The organism is Bifidobacterium sp. LH_743 (genome assembly GCF_056355775.1).
The window spans coordinates 290851-306580 of sequence record NZ_JBKESZ010000002.1; the positions used below are offsets into that span (position 1 = coordinate 290851).

General features: G+C 62.7%; 11 protein-coding genes. All 11 read right to left on the reverse strand.

What is annotated here, in order from left to right; genetic code table 11:
- Window positions 1–9 precede the first annotated feature (9 nt).
- Window positions 10–471: a single-stranded DNA-binding protein gene (locus AC1ATL_RS04485; RefSeq protein WP_476568797.1), complete on the reverse strand. Its 462-nt coding sequence runs from the start codon at window positions 469–471 to the stop codon at window positions 10–12.
- 410 nt (window positions 472–881) lie between these two features.
- The gene (locus tag AC1ATL_RS04490) at window positions 882–1124 is read right to left on the reverse strand and encodes a hypothetical protein (protein ID WP_476568799.1); all 243 of its coding nucleotides are present in this window, start codon (window positions 1122–1124) and stop codon (window positions 882–884) included.
- A 228-nt stretch (window positions 1125–1352) separates the two neighbouring features.
- Entirely contained in the window at window positions 1353–1973 is a 621-nt protein-coding gene (locus AC1ATL_RS04495; protein ID WP_476568801.1) for a hypothetical protein, read from the reverse strand.
- Window positions 1954–2139, reverse strand: a complete 186-nt coding sequence (locus AC1ATL_RS04500) for a hypothetical protein (RefSeq protein ID WP_476568803.1) — start codon at window positions 2137–2139, stop codon at window positions 1954–1956. Before AC1ATL_RS04500 ends, AC1ATL_RS04495 begins: the two co-directional genes overlap by 20 nt.
- Before the next feature lie 124 nt (window positions 2140–2263).
- Window positions 2264–3250 (reverse strand): hypothetical protein, encoded by a 987-nt coding sequence (locus AC1ATL_RS04505; protein WP_476568805.1) that lies wholly within the window; start codon window positions 3248–3250, stop codon window positions 2264–2266.
- 412 nt (window positions 3251–3662) lie between these two features.
- Complete coding sequence (locus AC1ATL_RS04510; RefSeq protein WP_476568807.1) at window positions 3663–3992, reverse strand: type II toxin-antitoxin system RelE family toxin; 330 nt, start codon at window positions 3990–3992, stop codon at window positions 3663–3665.
- Window positions 3989–4309: a type II toxin-antitoxin system Phd/YefM family antitoxin gene (locus tag AC1ATL_RS04515; RefSeq protein ID WP_476568809.1), complete on the reverse strand. Its 321-nt coding sequence runs from the start codon at window positions 4307–4309 to the stop codon at window positions 3989–3991. The genes AC1ATL_RS04510 and AC1ATL_RS04515 overlap by 4 nt, the downstream gene beginning before the upstream one ends.
- 156 nt (window positions 4310–4465) lie before the next feature.
- The gene (locus tag AC1ATL_RS04520; RefSeq protein ID WP_476568811.1) at window positions 4466–4975 is read right to left on the reverse strand and encodes a magnesium chelatase domain-containing protein; all 510 of its coding nucleotides are present in this window, start codon (window positions 4973–4975) and stop codon (window positions 4466–4468) included.
- Window positions 4976–5629: 654 nt separating this feature from the next.
- Window positions 5630–8890 (reverse strand): CAP domain-containing protein, encoded by a 3261-nt coding sequence (locus AC1ATL_RS04525; protein WP_476568813.1) that lies wholly within the window; start codon window positions 8888–8890, stop codon window positions 5630–5632.
- A gap of 190 nt (window positions 8891–9080) precedes the next feature.
- Window positions 9081–14570 carry an SdrD B-like domain-containing protein gene (locus tag AC1ATL_RS04530; protein ID WP_476568815.1) on the reverse strand — a complete coding sequence of 1830 codons (5490 nt, stop codon included), beginning with the start codon at window positions 14568–14570 and terminating at the stop codon, window positions 9081–9083.
- Complete coding sequence (locus tag AC1ATL_RS04535; RefSeq protein WP_476568817.1) at window positions 14567–15637, reverse strand: class C sortase; 1071 nt, start codon at window positions 15635–15637, stop codon at window positions 14567–14569. Before AC1ATL_RS04535 ends, AC1ATL_RS04530 begins: the two co-directional genes overlap by 4 nt.
- Between the last annotated feature and the right edge of the window lie 93 nt (window positions 15638–15730).

A 15730-nucleotide genomic window follows, 5' to 3' on the forward strand; every position in this document is an offset into this window, starting at 1 on the left:
GGTTCAGACCTATGCCTGCTGGCCCGCCCACGGATCCTGTTCCGGGACCGCGTTGGTGTATTGCGGCAGGCTGGTGGACTGCTGGCGGCTGGCGCGACGCTGGTTGACGAGCTGGTTGGGGATGATGCGCGTGCCGTTGATGACGGGCGTGGCCTGCGGGTTTCCGTCACGGTCGGTCCACGTGTTGGGACGGTCGGAGAGTTCTCCCCATGCGACCACGGCGGTGCCTTTGGCGAAGACGTCCGGCTGTTGCTGGATGGTCTGTGCGAGACGTTCCGCGGTGGTGCCGTAGAAGTTCACGTCCACGGTGGTGGTGCGGCCGTCCTCCCACTGGTTCGTCTGCGGGTTGAGTTTGCGGTCGGTGTGCATGATGCGGAACACGATGCGTGCCACGTACTGCCCCTTGGGGAAGTATTTCGGCTCCTGCGCGAGGTTGCCTTCGATGATGTTGGTGGTCTTGATGGCGGTCATGATGTTGCTCCTTGGTCTTGTGTGGGATTGCTCCCGAAAATTTTTTCCTTGTGACCGTTTGGTCAAGCGAAGCGTTAGCCGTCGGAACGTCCGCGAGCACGCCGAACGTCAGTTCGGTATTGCGTGGCGCGGACGTGGAGACGGTTATGATCCAAAGGCTTTAGCCGAACGGCCGCAAGGAAATGCTTTCGGCGGCGGCGCGCTTGTGCGCCGCTCCGTTTCCCGGCCCCGCCGCACCAGGCATGGCGGGGCATGTTCCGTTGTCGGGCTTGCCCCGAAGCGAAGCGGAGGGTCCGTTGTTCCCGGCGCGGGCGCGGTTCCCTGCCGCGCGTGCGCCGTCCGGGTGGGCTCCGGCGGCTTCAGGGGCCGGCCCGTCCGCAGGGGTTCGACGCCCCTGCGGCGGATTCTTGTCAGCGGGTCAGGTCGTTGAGGTTTTCCACTCCAATGATTTCGACGCCGTCCGGTCTCCCGGCCTGTGCGAGGTCCGCGGCGGGGAGGATGACGCGTTGGATGCCCTGCTCCCGCGCGTGTTCGATGAGGGCCGTCAAATCCACGTCCTCGCCGAGTGGCGGGATGGTCCCGTCCGCGTTCACGTCGCCGAGGATGACGGTGTTCTCCAAGTCGGGGATGCCGATTGTCCCGGCTGTGGCCATTATGCAGACGGCGGTGGCGAGGGCGCATAGGCCCGGTCGCCTCGCACGCCGTTTGGACGCGTTCGCGGATGTGACGGTCCTCGTCGTCGATTCCAATTGCCGCGAAATACGGCAGTCCCGGGGTTATGTACTCTGCGGCTTGGATGAGGTACGGGTTTCCCGCGATAGTCGTTCCCATGGACAGTGTTGTCGATTGTTTCATTCCTGTTCCTTTCGTTCCTGGTGTCTTCACGCGTCGGGGAAGGTCAGATAGTCGAAGCCGGACAGCGAGTAATGCGTGTCGTACCGCATGGTCCCCTTCATGCGACGGGGCTTCCCGTCCTCATCCTCGGCCAGCCGGCGCAGGTCGTAGACCACGCAGATGTAAGGGTCGGCCGCGTTCGGGTCTGACCATTCGCAGGCGTCGAAGTCGGCCACCTCCCAGTTGTCGCGGATGGCGGGCACGGATTCCTCGCCGTCCATGAGGTCACGGCGGACGATGGCCGTGTCGACCAGGCCGAAACGGCCCAAATCGTTCATGGCGGCGATGATGCGATGCCATTGCTCCGTGTCGAGTCCGTACGTGAAAAGTCCCGCGGGCAGGCAGTCGTCCCACCGCCACGGGGAGGTTTCCGCCGCACGGAGATAGGCGGGATTCGCGTACGGATGCATGGGCGGCTTGGCGGCGGCCTTCCAGTTGCCCCACGCGCAGTCGAGGGCGGTGAGCAGCAGCCCGTCGATGGTCTCCCTTCCCGTGCCGCAGGCATCCAGCCATGGGGCCAGTTCCTCTTCGGAGTGTGCGTGGTCGGTCAGCTCATAGATGGGGTTCATGATGTCGTCCTCTCCTTCGTCAGTCGTTGTGGTCCTCATGGCATCCATACGCTGCTTCGGCCATGTCCATGGGGAAGGCGAACTCGAACGACGAAAGCCGGAGGTACGCGCGTCCGTCATCGAAATGATGCACGCGGTGGGCTTCCTCGTCTCCGGAGAAACGGCCCTCCCCCGCCACCATGGGATAGGCGCGGCATCCGCCCATGTCGTGTCCCGACGTGAAGCGGAGGGTCCGTCTCCCCCGGCGCGGGACGCGCCGGGCCGGGTGGGCTCCGGCGGCTTTGGGGCCGGACATCCGCAGGGGTTCGACGCCCCTGCGGACGGATCCGTCAAGACCGATAGACCATTTCGAAGTCCGTGGAGCGATTGCGGTTGTCGTATTCGACGTCATCCTCGAGCTGCGCGGCCGCCACATAGTCGTCCCAACAGTCCAGCAGGGCCTGCCGCTGCTTCTCCGTTCCGTCGTACATGATGACGAGCCTGTCCGCGAAGGTCTGCACCGTCGCATAGCCGTTCCGCTCGGCTAGTGTCGCCAGCTGCTCATAGGAGATGGTGCCGTCCGGCGTGACGCAGACGTTTCCATTTCCATGGTTCTTCCGTTCCTTGGCGAGCCGTCTGATGCTGTTCCGCGCGTCGCCAAGCCTCCGGTTGATTTCGTCCGCGCGGAATTTCGGAAGGCTGTCGATGAAGCCGAGGATGATGCGGCGTTCGTTCTCGGCCTTCTCGCTGCGTATCGTGCCTTGATAGTTTTCGAGGGCGTCAAGCAGACGGCTTTTCTCGGGATCGTGCTCGCGGTCGCATTCGACGCACTCCCATTCGCCGTCCTTGGTCTCACTCGCGTCATTGTTGCAGACGATGCTGCCGCACGTGGAGCATCGGACGGTGCACGCCTCGCACATGTGCCTTCCGCATTGGGAGCAGGTGTTGCAGCACCGGCATTGGTTCCCGTTCAGATGGACGCCGACATGGCAGTACGTGCCGTACCATGGCTCGGCCTCGCCATCGTCGTGATAATCGGCGGGCTTCTCACGGTCGTACACCCATTCACTGTTCGGACGGTCGTACCATGGCTTGTCGGGCAGGCTGGCGGTGGTCAGCGAGGTGTAAAGGCACTGTTCGATTTCGTCGTATGCGTCGCAGAACAGGTTGTCCTTGCCTGTGTCGATGCTCCCATTGCCGCATTCCGCGAGCAGTGCCTCGGCGTTGGAGTCCGTGGCGCATCTGCCATGTTCCTTCAGGAACGTCTTGACCTGTCCCCACGTGTAGGTGACGGCGCAGACCTCGTCATCGTCGGAATGCTTGATGCTGTCGTCCATGTCTGTTCTCCTTGAATCTGGTCGGTCCCTGTTTTTTCTTTTGGACCGTTTGGTCGAGCGTTAGCGTTAGCCGTCGGAGCGTCCGCGAGCACGCCGAACCCCTTGGGGTTCGACATTGCGTGGCGCGGACGCGAGGGCGGTTACGATCCTTGCCGTAGGCAAACGGCTCAAAAGAAAATAAAAGGGTCGCGGCGCACCGATGCGCCGCTCCATTCCCTGGCCCCGCCGCGCATGGGCATGGCGGGGCATAATCCATTGTCGGAATGGTCCCGAAGCGAAGCGGATGGTCCGTCTCCCCGGCGCGGAACGCGCCGGGCCGGGTGGGCTCCGGCGGCTTCAGGGGCCGGAAAATGATGGGGGCCGGACATTCCATTGACTGGAATATCCGCCCCCCATTCGATACGCTCACCTATCAGAGTGTGTGCCGTCCGCGCCTTTCATCGGCCTTCAGGTAGGCTTCGCCATCCGTTCTGACGCCTACGACGATGATGACCATGGCTCCTTCCTTGAGAACCGGCTTGTATACCACTCTGATTCCAAGGTCCCTGAACTTGATTTTGCATAGTCCGGCCAGATGGGCTCGGTTCGCGTTGCGCAACGGCTTGCCGTATCCGCCCTGGCTGGATGGCAGCGGATTCTCGCTGACCTTGGCGATGCCTTTGAGCACCTGCTTCTGTTCGGCCTTGCCCAGTCTGCGCATGTCCTTCGCGGCTTCTTCGAGCCATTCGACCCGCCAGCTCACGCCATCTCCGGGGTCGGCGTACCCGCGATGTCCTCTTCGGTCAGGCCGAGCTCGGCCATCAGGTCGGCATTGGGGATGGTCGCCCGGCCATTGTTGTCCTCGATGCGTTTTTCCGCGAGGCGGGAGTCCTCCGTGTCCTCAAGACGATCGAGGAGGTCCTGATAGTCGTTGATGCCCATCAGCACATAGGACGGCTTGTTGCGTTTGATGATGATGACGGGCGCGCGGTCGGCCTTGTTCAGCACGGCTGAGGTCCGCCCGTTGCTGAGCTCGCTGACTGGCACGAGGTCGTCAAGCACATCCAACGAATTGAACATGACAATCTCCTTATCTGGTATCTATACCATATTTAATACCATTTTAGCATGTGTGGACTCAATCCATGCATGTCTGCCGTGAATCCGGCCGATTGGGAGAGGTGGCGGGCCACCGGAATTTCCGGTGGTCCGCCACGGCGTTCTCCGCATCGGCCGTCACTGGTTCAGCAGCTCGTCGATGCGGCCCAGTCCGATGACCTCGACGCCGGTGGGGATGGTCGTTCCGGCGAGGTTCTCCGATGGGATGATGATGTGGTGGATTTCCAGCCTGTGCGCGGCGTATGCGATGAGTCCGGCCAGGTCGGCGTCGATGGGTGGGATGGTGCCGTCCTCGTTCACGTCGCCGAGGATGATGGTGTCCTCCAGTTGGTTCGCGGATGGGATTCGGCCGTCGGCGGCGAGTATGCTGACGGCGCATGCGAGAACGCATAATCCCGGCAGTTTGGGCGTGCCCGTGGGCATGAGGTTCACGGTCGTCCTGCAGGCCGGCAGCTCGTATCCCACGGCCTTGCATGCGGCCCGAATGCGGTCGCGTATGCGACGGTCCTCGTCATGGAGTCCGATAAGCGACAGGTACGGCAGTCCCGGGCTGATGAACGTTTCCAATTGCACGAGGTACGTGGCTGGCATCAGTCCCATGGACATGGTCTTCGAATGCTTTCTCATTGTCTTGTTCCTTTCATCCGGTTCGTCATGTTCGTATCCTTGGGTTCCTGTCGGTCCCTGAAATTTTTTCTTTTGGACCGTTTGGTCGAGCGGTAGCGCTGGCCGCCGGAGCGTCCGCGAGCACGCCGAACCCCTTGGGGTTCGGCATTGCGTGGCGCGGGCGTTCAGGCGGTTACGATCATGAGGCTTTAGCCGAACGGTCCAAAAGAAAATAGAAGGGTTGCGGCGCATCGGTGCGCCGCTCCGTTTCCCGGCCCCGCCGCACCAGGCATGGCGGGGCATGGTCCGTTGTCGGAATCGTCCCGAAGCGAAGCGAAGGGTCCGTCTCCCCCGGCTTCGCCGCGGCCTCCGTGACGCGGCGAAGCACCTAGAACCTGCCGAGACGTCGGTGCGCCTGCCCTTCGTCTATCCGTTCATCTATCCGTGCCTTCTGTTCGGCTCACATCCCGAGCGTTTCCGCGTACCGCATCTCGTCGTTCTGGGCGTCGGGGATGGGTGTGGGGACGAAAGACATCGCCACCTGTATCTCCCGCACCAGTTTCGCGAAGCAGGACGTGCGGTCCGGACCGGGTTCGGGTATGGGAAAGGCCGGACGCCCATCCGTGACGGATGGATGTCCGGCCTTGCGTTTTCGTGTGTCGGATAGCGGAACGATCAGCGGCCGCTGTGATGTGCGGTGACGGTCTCGCGGCGGCTCACCTCGTGTAGTCCCACGCCGGCGGTGCCGAACGCGAACAGAGCGAGGGTAACCAGGCTCGCGTCCACGCCGGTGGATGCCATCTGCCGGTCGGCCGTGCGGCTGGCGGCGAGGACCACGGTCTGGCTGTCCTTGCGGGACGCCTCCTCCTTCTTCGCGAGTTCGGCTGCTTCCTGCTTCTTCTTGTTGTCCTGTTCAAGCTTGGCCTGTGCTTCCGTCAGGTCCTTGACGGCCTTGTCATACGCCGTCTGCGCGGCCTGGGTCGCCTGCTTGGCCTCATCCAATGCGGATTGGGCGGCGGCCAATGCCTGCCGGGCCTGTTCGGCCTGCTGTTGGGCGGCGGCCAACGCGGCCCGGGCGGCCTGCACGGTTTCGGTGTCGGCCGCGGCCTTGACGGCCTGATCATATGCGTTCTGCGCGGCCATGAGCTGCTGGTCGGCCTGTTCCTTCGCGGACTGGGCGGCCTGTACGCGGGCTTCGGCCTCGTTTTGGGCGGTCTTCGCGTCCGTCAATGCCCGGACCTTCGTGTCGTAGTCGTCCTGCGCGTCGACCAACGCCTGGGTCCTCTCGCTCAATTCGGCTACGGCCTGCCGCAACGCTTGCTCGTCCTGTTCGGCCTGGGCGGAAGCGGCCTTGGCTTGGTCGTATGCTGTTCGGGCCTGCTCCATGGCCTGCTGGGCCTGTTCGGCCTGCAGTTTGGCTTCGTCCGCGGCCTGCTGCTTGGCCTTGTAGTCGGCCTTGGCCGTCGCGAGGGTGGCCTGTGCGTTGGTAAGCACGTCCACACGCATGTGGGCCTGCTGTCGCTGGTTTTCCGCTTCCGTAAGCTCGGTCTGGGCCTGCTCCTGCGTCTGCTTGGCCGTGTCGGCGGCCTGCTGGGCCTGCTTGTAGGCCTGCTGCTTAGCTTTGTAGTCGGCTTTGGCGATGTCCAACGTGTCGGTGGCCGCGTCGAACTGCTGACTTGCCTGCAATGCGGTGTCGGTCGCGGTCGCGAGACGGCCGGCCTTGTCGCTCACATCGGCCTGTGCCGCCGTGAGCGTGGCGTTCGCGGCGTCGGCCGTCGTCTTGGCGTTCGCCTGATCGGTCTTGGCCTGGGCCTTCGCATTGTCGGCGGCGGTCTTCGCCTGGTTGGCCCTGTCGAGCGCGGCCTTGGCCTCGTCGACCTTCCTCAACGCCTCCTCGTAGGTCTTCTGCGCGGTGTTGATCTTCTCGATGTATGCGGTAAGCTTCGCACGGTACTCGGCCACGGTCATGGCGGGAGTGTCCTTGTGCATCGTGTACGTGGTGAACTCCTGGCTCCACACGGGATCCCACATGCCGCCCTCTTTGTTGTTGCTGACGGCCATGCCCACGGTCTTGTTCTCGGGCACGGTGATGTTCAGATAGTGTCCGATGCCTTCCATGGTGTCCCAGTTGAAGTACAGGTCAGGGTATGTGGAGTACACTTCGCTGGCGCTCATATGTTCCAGTCCCGGATAGTTTCCGGAGGCGACGGCCGCGTCGTAGATGGCCTTCTCGTGGTCCCACCAGCCGTCGTACGGGTCGTTGTAGTTGAATGCGAGGTTCTCGTTGGCCTGCCCGTACTGGTTGTTGTGATACACGTTGGAACCGAGGGATGTCGCCCAGTTCGCGTTGACCATCGCCATGGCCATGTCCGCGTCGGACACCAGCACGGGGTCCAATCCCACCGATGCGCGCAGCTCGTTGCACTTGTCGATCATGTCCAAAGCCTTGACCATGTTCTCCAGGCTGGTCGCGTCGCCCTTCGCGCCCAGATGCGTGTATTCGAGGTACTTGCTCACGTTGCTGTCGGTCAGGATCGCGTACGCGTAGTCGGCGCCCTTGTCGTCGAAGAAGCCGGCAGCGCCCTGCGCCTGCTTCCTGGCGGCGTCGTCGGCCGCGGCCTTCGCGTCGTTCGCGGCCTTCACGGCGGCATCGTACGCGGCCTGGGCGGCCTGCCGCTCGCTGTCCGCGGTTCCGGCGACCGTCTGAGCGTCTTCAAGTTTCTGGTTCGCCTTCTGCAACGCCTTCTGTGCCTGGTCGGCCTGCTGTTGGGCCTTGGCGAGCTGCTGGTCGCTCGTGGTCTTGTCCGCCTGGGCCTTCTGCAACGCCTTCTGTGCCTTCTCGTTCTCGGTCTTGGACTGGTCGGCCTTGGATTGCGCGGCTTCCAGCTTCCGGTTGGCCTCGGAGGCCTGTTCCTTCGCGGCGTCGGCCTTGGCGGCCTTGCTGGCTGCGTCCGCCTGGGCCGCGGCCGCGGCCGTCCTCGCTTCGGCGGCGGCCTGGTCGGCTGCCTGCGCGGCCTGCTGGGCCTGCTGGATCTTGGCCGGATCGTTCGCGTCACCCGCGATGGCGGCGGCGTCGTCGTAGAGGCGTTTCGCGTCGTCGGCTTTGGCCTGTGCGTTTTGGGCGTTCTCGTCGGCGTTCTTGGAGGCCGCCTGCTTGACGTCGAGCTCGTGCTTCGCCTGGGTTTCAGCCTCCGTCAACGCGGCCTTGTCGTTCGCGTCGGCTTTGGCCTGGGCCTTGTCCTTCACAGATTGCGCGTTGTCCTTCGCGGTTTGGGCGTCCTTGAGTATCTGCTGCGCATTGTCCGCGGCGTTCTGTGCCTTCGCTACGTTGTCGGCGGTCTTCTTCGCTTCGTTCTGGGCGGTTTCGAGGTTGGTCTTGGCCTGGTCGAGCGACTCCCGGGCTTGGGACAGGTCCGATCGGGTCTGCTTCACGGTCGGATCGTCATCGATGGCCTGCTGCACGTCCTGGGTTTTCTGCTCCACGTTCGCCTGGGCCTGGTCGGCGCCCGCCTGGGCCTGGTCGGCCGCGTCCTGTTTCGCCTGCTGGTCGGACTTGGCCTGGTCGAGCGCGGACTGCGCGTCCGACACGTTCTGCTGCGCCTTCGCCACGGCTTCGGAACCACCATTAGCCTCGACGGCCTGGCCCACGGCCTCCTGTGCCTGGGCCACGGCCTGTCCGGCCTGTTCCTCCGGCGTGACGGCGGTCTCGTCGGCCAATGCCGGCGATGCGACGGTTCCCGCCGTGGCCAGTGTGGCGACTGCGATTACGATGCCCTTGCTCTTCTTCATGATCCATCCTTTGTCCTGTTGTGTGCGGAAATCGGAATCCGGCATCATGTCGCGTCCGGATTCCCTCAGTCCCTCGGATTCCCTCAGTCCCTCACACGTCATGGAACCGATATCGGCGTTGATGTCGACCCGGGGGATGTGATGCATGTCCGCACAGCCTCCCTCTCCCCTATCTAGAGGGTACCCCCACCCATGTATCGACCGCGGGCGTCTCCCGCACGGATTCATTCAAGGCATGGAAAAGGGCGGATCATGGGGAACCGCATCGGATCCCCATGATCCGCCCTGTCCGTCCTACGGCGTTTTCACGTCCGGCTGCCGTGGACGCCCTCCATGCCTATTCGCCGGAATGCTCCGCTTCGTCCGGGACGTCCGGCGTGTCCGTCCGTGGACGGCGTAGGAGCAGTATGGACGTGACGATGGACGCCAGACTGCACAGGAGTAGCAGCGGCAGCACTGTTCCCATGCCCGTATGGGGCATGCTGGCGAGCCATGCCTTCTCGGGCAGCACGCCCGCGTCCACGTTCGATTTGTTCGGGTTCGCGGCGGTCAGCGTGATGGTCACGGTCGACTGACCGTACGTGGCTTCCGCCGTGCCTGCATCGGAGTCCGTGATGCTGCCGTCCGTGGCGGGCGTGGAATCGTTCGCGTCCGGTTTGGTGAAGTCGCGGCGGTCGACGCGGCTGAACTGCACCGTGTATTTGTTGCTGCCGATGGTGAGGTTGTCGAACCTGTAGGTGCCGTCCGTTCCGGTGGTGGTCATGCCGACCTGGTCTCCGTCCTGGCTGTACAGGTAGACCTTCTGTCCGGAGAGCCGTTTCGTCTCACTGGTTTGTCGGATGCCGTCCCTGTTCGTGTCCTCCCAGTACAGGCCGCTGATGGTTCCTCGCGCGGGTGATATGACGGTATTGCCGGGGATGATCGCGCCGACCTGGTCGCATGAATCCTCGGCGCTCGTGCTGAACCAATGCTCCATGTCCGCGGTCCTGTAGTCCGAACCGGTACGGCAGGACGCGTTGCCGGTCACGTCATGGGATGTGGTGTCCAGTTTCGTGTAATCCGGTTTCGACGGAACGCTCACGCCCGCGGCGCGCGCGTTCGGCGTGCCCGAATACGGTGTGGACGGACTGTCGAACCACGCCTGGTTCACGACTGTCTGATCCTTGGAGGCTCGTTCCACGACGCCCGTGAAATGGAACACGACGCTGCCGCCGGGCGCGATCTCGAACGGGAGGTTGTATGTGCGGGTCACATAGCCGGACGCGGTGGTCTCGCTGGTCGGCGACACCGGCACTGCGGTCGGGTCGACGTGGATTCCCGTATCAGCCAATGGTGCGGCAATCTCCACGGGGGTCTTTTGGTCGACTTTTGTGCCATCGCCTAGCACCGAGTCATTGGAGTTGAGACCCCAGCCCCAGAGATGCCCTTCTTCGTCCCACGCATACGCGGACGAGTCACCAGCCATAACGCTTGTTATTCGTCCTTCGATTTTGACCACAGTCGGATTGTCCACGGTACGATTGTTCGTGGTGCCGTCGCCGAGCTGTCCGGAGGTGTTTCTGCCCCATGCGTATAGGACTCCTTCTTTCGTCAAGGCGTAGGTAGTATGATCTCCGGCACTAACTTGAACGAAGGTCTGGTTTCTTCTGATCATCATCGGCGTGGGCGCGTCCGTGATCATCATCGGCGTGGTATTATTCGGATCTACTTTGATGGTTCCGTATGCACTAACTCCCCAGCTCCAGAGATGCCCATTGGTGTCCAGCGCGACAAAATGAGTATAGCCTCCAGCAACTTGAACGAAGGTCCGGTTTTTGGCGATCATGACCGGTTTGTCGCGGTCGACTGTTCCATCTCCCAGCTGGCTTCCGCCGTTCGAGTCGCCCCATGTCCAGATGTGTCCGGCTTCATCCAATGCCGCGAAGGTGGTTACTCCTGTGGTCCTCGTCACCGAGGTGAACCTGGTGCCCTCCTGGAGTTTCGTCAGTTCGCCGGCGCTGGTAAACGTCCATAGTTGGCCGTTCTGTCCCAGTGCGACAGTGTATTTGTTATACGAGCCTCTTGCGTTAACCACGTCCTTGAAGGTTTCATTGGTTTCGTATCGTGTCGGATTGCTGGATGATGTCCACCTCCAGAGATGTCCGCCCGAATCCAGTGCGATTGTGCCCGAAAGTGAGTCAGACTCGATCTTCTTCACTTTGATATCCCAGTCGACCTTGGACACATGACGGTCGAACGCGGACGTGTACTGTGGTTTGAATCTACCTTCCGTTTCGCCGGCAAAGTAAAGATATCCTTCGGCATCCGTGAAATAGGTTCCTTTCAACGATCTGAAAGCTTTCAGGATTCGTGCGTTCCTTGCCTCTTTCATCGACGTTGTGCCGGCTGTGACGGTCACGTTTTTCGCGTTCTCCTTCATCCGGTCGGTCAGGGTCGACATGGTCGGGAAGCTGGTCTTGCCGGCATTGTCGACCTTCACGTCCCAGCTGATGGTGCATTTGCCGTTGCCGGCGTTGGCACAGTCGACGTTGGTCTGGGTTTTGTCCAACACGGCTTTCGGATCGGTCTTGTAGTAGCCGAAGTCCACACGGGTCTTCGCGGTGTCCACGTCCAATGCGAGCTGGTCGCCCAGGTCGGTGGCTTGGGAATAGTATTTCCGGTTCCAGCTGACGGTGTTCTCGATGCCGCCGTCCTGGTTGTAGTAGGTTTTGACCTTGGTTTGCACGCCGCTGCCGGTCGTGGTGCCTTCCTGTCGGGTGACCTCCACCCGGTAGGTGCCGGAATGCAGGTCGTCGAACAGGTAGGATCCGTCCGGGCTGGTCTTCACCGTCCTGTATGGGCTTAAACCTTGCTTGTTGCCGTCCTGGCCGGTTTTCCAGAGTTTGATGGTGATGCCTTCGATGCCGTTTTCATCCGCGCCCTTGTCGGCGTCGCGGTTCAGATCCCACCAGACGGTGCCGGCGATGGAGGATTTCACGATGGTGATGCGTCCCGGGAACGGGATCGTGTTCAACCGTTCGCCCTTGGCGTTCCTGTTGGATCCGATCCACAGGTTGTACCGGTCATTCACCTTGTTGCCCGTCGGAGTGAGGGTGATGGTGCCCTTAGAGGCGGCGAGTTTCATGCCGGCGCTATCGATGGGCTCGCTCCGCACGCGGATCGCGGTGATCTTGCTTTTATCCGTGTCGGTGAGCTGGCTCCATGATTTCCATGTGTAGTCGGCCGGATTGTCGCTGGTTTTCACGGTGGTGGAATAGGCGAGCGTGGTCGTGGTGGAGTCGTCCGCGTTCAACGCGGGCTCGCTGTCGAGTCTCCATGTGCCGTTGTATTGCGAGTGGCCGAGCGTGTAGTCGCCCCATGTGCCGTCGAGGCCGGTGTTGTCCGTGCCGGTCATGCCCGAATCGTCCAGGGTGGGCATGTGCAGGACGGTGGTGATGGTGCCGACGCTAACCTGGCGTCGGTCGATGATGTTCCATTCCCATTGCAGGGTGTCACCGATCTCGCTTTTCGGTTTCAACGCACGGCTGCGGCCGCTGCTGATCTGCTGGGTGCTGACATAGAACGGTGCAGTCGCGGCCGGACTGGTCACGTCCCACGCGCTGACTGGTCCGTTCGCCGCGCCCTGGATGCGGGTCCGGGCTGTCGCGTTGACGGTTCCGCCCGTAAGATTGCCGACACGGCCGGTGAATTGGATGTCTGGTAGCTGGTCGTAGTCGCCCATGCCCTGCACGTATGCGGTGTTCGTCCCGGCTTTCAATGTGAACGTGAGGGTCTTGCCGTCAGAGCCTGTGCCCATGGTCCAGTCGGAGTATTCGTCGCAGGTCAGGTCGGCGAGTTTCGAGTTCAATGCGACGGTCACGGTCGGCGTGATCTGCGTATTGGTGATCTGGATGTTCCTCACCTTGGGGTGGATGGTGTAGGTTGCGTGATCGCCGGGGTTCACGTTGCCTGTGGATACGGCCTGTCCGTCATCGTCGGCGACGGCGAGGCTGATGGTGTTCTCCGCGGCGGTTCTGCCGGGCGCGATGATGGTGGCGTGTGTGCTCACGGACTTGTAGCCGTTGACGTATTGTTCGCCGGTGAAGTCGCCTTCGGTCGCGTGGAACGAGGTGATGTTGCCTCCCGACGCGTCGGCGGTGATGCGCGTGTAGTAGACGATCTGGTAGGTTCCCGCTCCTGACGCCGACCCCAGGGGGATGGTGTTGTCGAGGAAGTGGATGCGGAAGCTGCCCGCGTTCGCGGGGGGCGTGCCGCGGGTCCAGCCGCTGGTGGTGGCGAAGATGCTGGTCTCGCGTTTGTTGGAGTCGAACAGGTAGTTGGGATTCCATTCGACCCAGTATTTGCCCGGATCAACCTCATTGCCGGACGGGTCGAGGACCTTCAGGCCGCCATCGTAGGATTCGTATTTCGGATTCCATGTCTCGCCGATGCCGAGCCGGCATGCCTGTCCGCAATCCGCGGTGATCTGCTGCGCGTATATGAGGCCGTGCTGTTCGAGGCGAGTGCCTTTCGCTGCCTTGTCGGCCCATTGCCTGCTGTCGTTGGTGAAGTCGAGCGCGGATGGTTCGAAGTAGGTGCCGTCCGTGTATGGCTGGTATTCCTGTCGGCCGAAGATCTGGCCTTTGGCGTCCTCGCGTACGACCTTGACGCGGCTCCAATCGTTGTTCTTGTACGGGTAGCCTTGGATCGCGCCGGTCTTCTCGTCCTTCGTGGACTGGTCGCGTTGCGTTCCGCTGCCGGGCTGGCCGCCCGATCCCAGATTGAGGACCGTGGTCCCGTCGTCGTCGGTGTTCGCGAAGATCGTCTTGTCGGGCACGAGCCGGATGTCGTACGTGCGTTCGCTCAGGTTCGCCTGGCTGGCTTCGTATTTGAGCTTGTACTCCAGTTTCCGGTCGCCCGAACCGCTTGGGATGTGGATACGCCCGTTATGGACGGCAAGGGTTTTGCCGTCCATGCTCCATGCGGTGCCGGCCGGGAAGCGGCTCACGTCCACGTCGGTCTCCCATGGAACCGTGGTGGATGCGCCGTGCGACGTGTTGCAGCCGGGATAGTTGAGCGGTTTGACCTTCAGGTCGAACCATCCGCTCGCGGTGCCGCCGTTGGTCCAGTTCGGCAGGGTACGTTCCATGCTCGCGCCGTCGTCGCCCAGACCGCCGTTGTCGATGACGAGGTCCGAGGACGGCGCGGACACGATGGTCAGGTCGCCGATCTTCACGCTCGCCTGGGTCTCGCCGCCGACGCGACCCATCGTGTAGGAGACGCTCTGTCCGGCAACGACCTTGCCGGCGGTGTCGCCGGCGGTCAAAAACATGTTCTGGCTGATGGTCTCGGCGACGCCCGCGGGCACGGTGTACGTGCAGGAATCATCCGAATTCAAAGTGGCGGTGACCATGCTGCCCGCCTGGCAGAATGATCCCTGGTCCTTCGCGACCTTCAGCAGGCCGCTTTTCGTCCAGGAGACCTTGATCTGGCGTTTGGCGGCCGCGTTGAATTCGAGTTCGAGCCGGTATTCCACGGTGTCGCCGCTGGATACGACTCCATCGTCCTTGGTGTTGTCGCCGACACGGAACCCGTTCTTCGCATTCACGAACGATTGGGCCGCGGTGCCGTGTCCGGTACCGTCCGCGATCTTGGTGACGCGTGCGGTCGCGTACGCTTTCGCGGGGCTTGCGGCCACGGCCCGTTGGGGCAGGACGTTCGCCTGGGTGCCCAGACCGCACAGCAATGTGCCGGCCGCAGCCAGCATCGCGAGGGTCCTTCTGCGGATCGCTTTTATGGCCGTCGCGGCTTCTTCCCCGTTCCGGTTCGTATGGCTCGTGTGTTTCATTGATTTCCCTTCCTTGTGTTCGTGTCTGTGTTCGCGTGTCTTTTTCTTCCCGCCCGCGACGTGTCCGGTCCAGATCCGGGTCTTCGTGCCGACTTGGGGCGTGGAGCGGGCGTTGAGTGTATGTGCCGACCCCCGTCTCCTTCCGCCGCGGGCCGGTGCCGTCCGGACCGGATGACACCGAGCTGGACGAGAACGACCAGTCCGATCACGGTCCAGAAGCAGACGGCGTACAGGATGAACAGCTGGTTCGTATGGTCCCTGGGCGCGTCCTTCGGTTCCGGTGCCTGCTGGGGTATGGCGGCTCGTTGCCCGGTAACCAGGAGGCGGTGGTCGTTGACGCCGTACGGCGTGCACGTCAACAGGGTGACGAGGTCCTCGCCGGGCCGGATGGTGAGCTTGCTGAAGTCGTCCGGTGTGACGATGTTGATGTCGGTGACCTTGTAGGCGAGGGTTCGGCCCACGACGGAGATGTAGAATATGTCGCCTTTCTTGGCCTGGCTGCCGAAGCCGCGCAATTTGTCGAACATGAGCTGGTCGGCGAGGCCCGTGTGCGCGGAGATGACCGCATGCGTGTTCTCGCCGCCGACCGGCAGGCTGGTGCCGTACAGATGGCCCGCTCCCGCGGACAGTACGCTGTCGGACGTGCCGTGGCGGATGGGCAGATCGATGCCGAGCCGTGGATAGCGGATGGTCGCCATGATTCCGTCCTTCGGAAAGTCGAGCTGTGATTGGTAGGTGGTGTCCAGGTCGGCAAGGCTTTCCCCGCCGTCCGTGTCGTCCCACGGATCGTGGGCCTCTCCGATGACCTGCTGCTGTTCGGACGCGAGGCGCGTGTTGTAGTCGAGTGCCCGTTCGAGCGCCTCGTGGAGTCGTTGCCTCTGTTCGCTTGCGGCCTGGCTGGTCTTCCGTTCGTGGGTGCTGGTGGCGGCCGCGGTGGTGTTGGATTGGACGACCATGAGCAGGAACGGCGTTGTGCCGCACAATGCGCCGAGGATCAGGCATAGCAGGCCCGCGATGGTGCGCCCGCCGATCGTGCGGGCGTGTGGCTGTCTTGTGTGTTTCGGCACGGTTCCCCCGGTGTTCGTTCCGTCATGAAGGAGACGGAAGTGTTCGTGTCGGCCGGTATGGTTCGGCCGTGATGGTTGGGAGGGGACGAATCC

Excerpts from the sequence above, each read along its gene's own strand:
- AC1ATL_RS04495 (WP_476568801.1), bottom strand. The coding sequence starts at position 1,973 with ATGAGGACCACAACGACTGACGAAGGAGAGGACGACATCATGAACCCC.
- AC1ATL_RS04530 (WP_476568815.1), bottom strand. The coding sequence starts at position 14,570 with ATGAAACACACGAGCCATACGAACCGGAACGGGGAAGAAGCCGCGACG.
- AC1ATL_RS04515 (WP_476568809.1), bottom strand. The coding sequence starts at position 4,309 with ATGTTCAATTCGTTGGATGTGCTTGACGACCTCGTGCCAGTCAGCGAG.
- AC1ATL_RS04525 (WP_476568813.1), bottom strand. The coding sequence starts at position 8,890 with ATGCATCACATCCCCCGGGTCGACATCAACGCCGATATCGGTTCCATG.
- AC1ATL_RS04500 (WP_476568803.1), bottom strand. The coding sequence starts at position 2,139 with ATGGGCGGATGCCGCGCCTATCCCATGGTGGCGGGGGAGGGCCGTTTC.
- AC1ATL_RS04485 (WP_476568797.1), bottom strand. The coding sequence starts at position 471 with ATGACCGCCATCAAGACCACCAACATCATCGAAGGCAACCTCGCGCAG.
- AC1ATL_RS04505 (WP_476568805.1), bottom strand. The coding sequence starts at position 3,250 with ATGGACGACAGCATCAAGCATTCCGACGATGACGAGGTCTGCGCCGTC.
- AC1ATL_RS04490 (WP_476568799.1), bottom strand. The coding sequence starts at position 1,124 with ATGGCCACAGCCGGGACAATCGGCATCCCCGACTTGGAGAACACCGTC.
- AC1ATL_RS04520 (WP_476568811.1), bottom strand. The coding sequence starts at position 4,975 with ATGAGAAAGCATTCGAAGACCATGTCCATGGGACTGATGCCAGCCACG.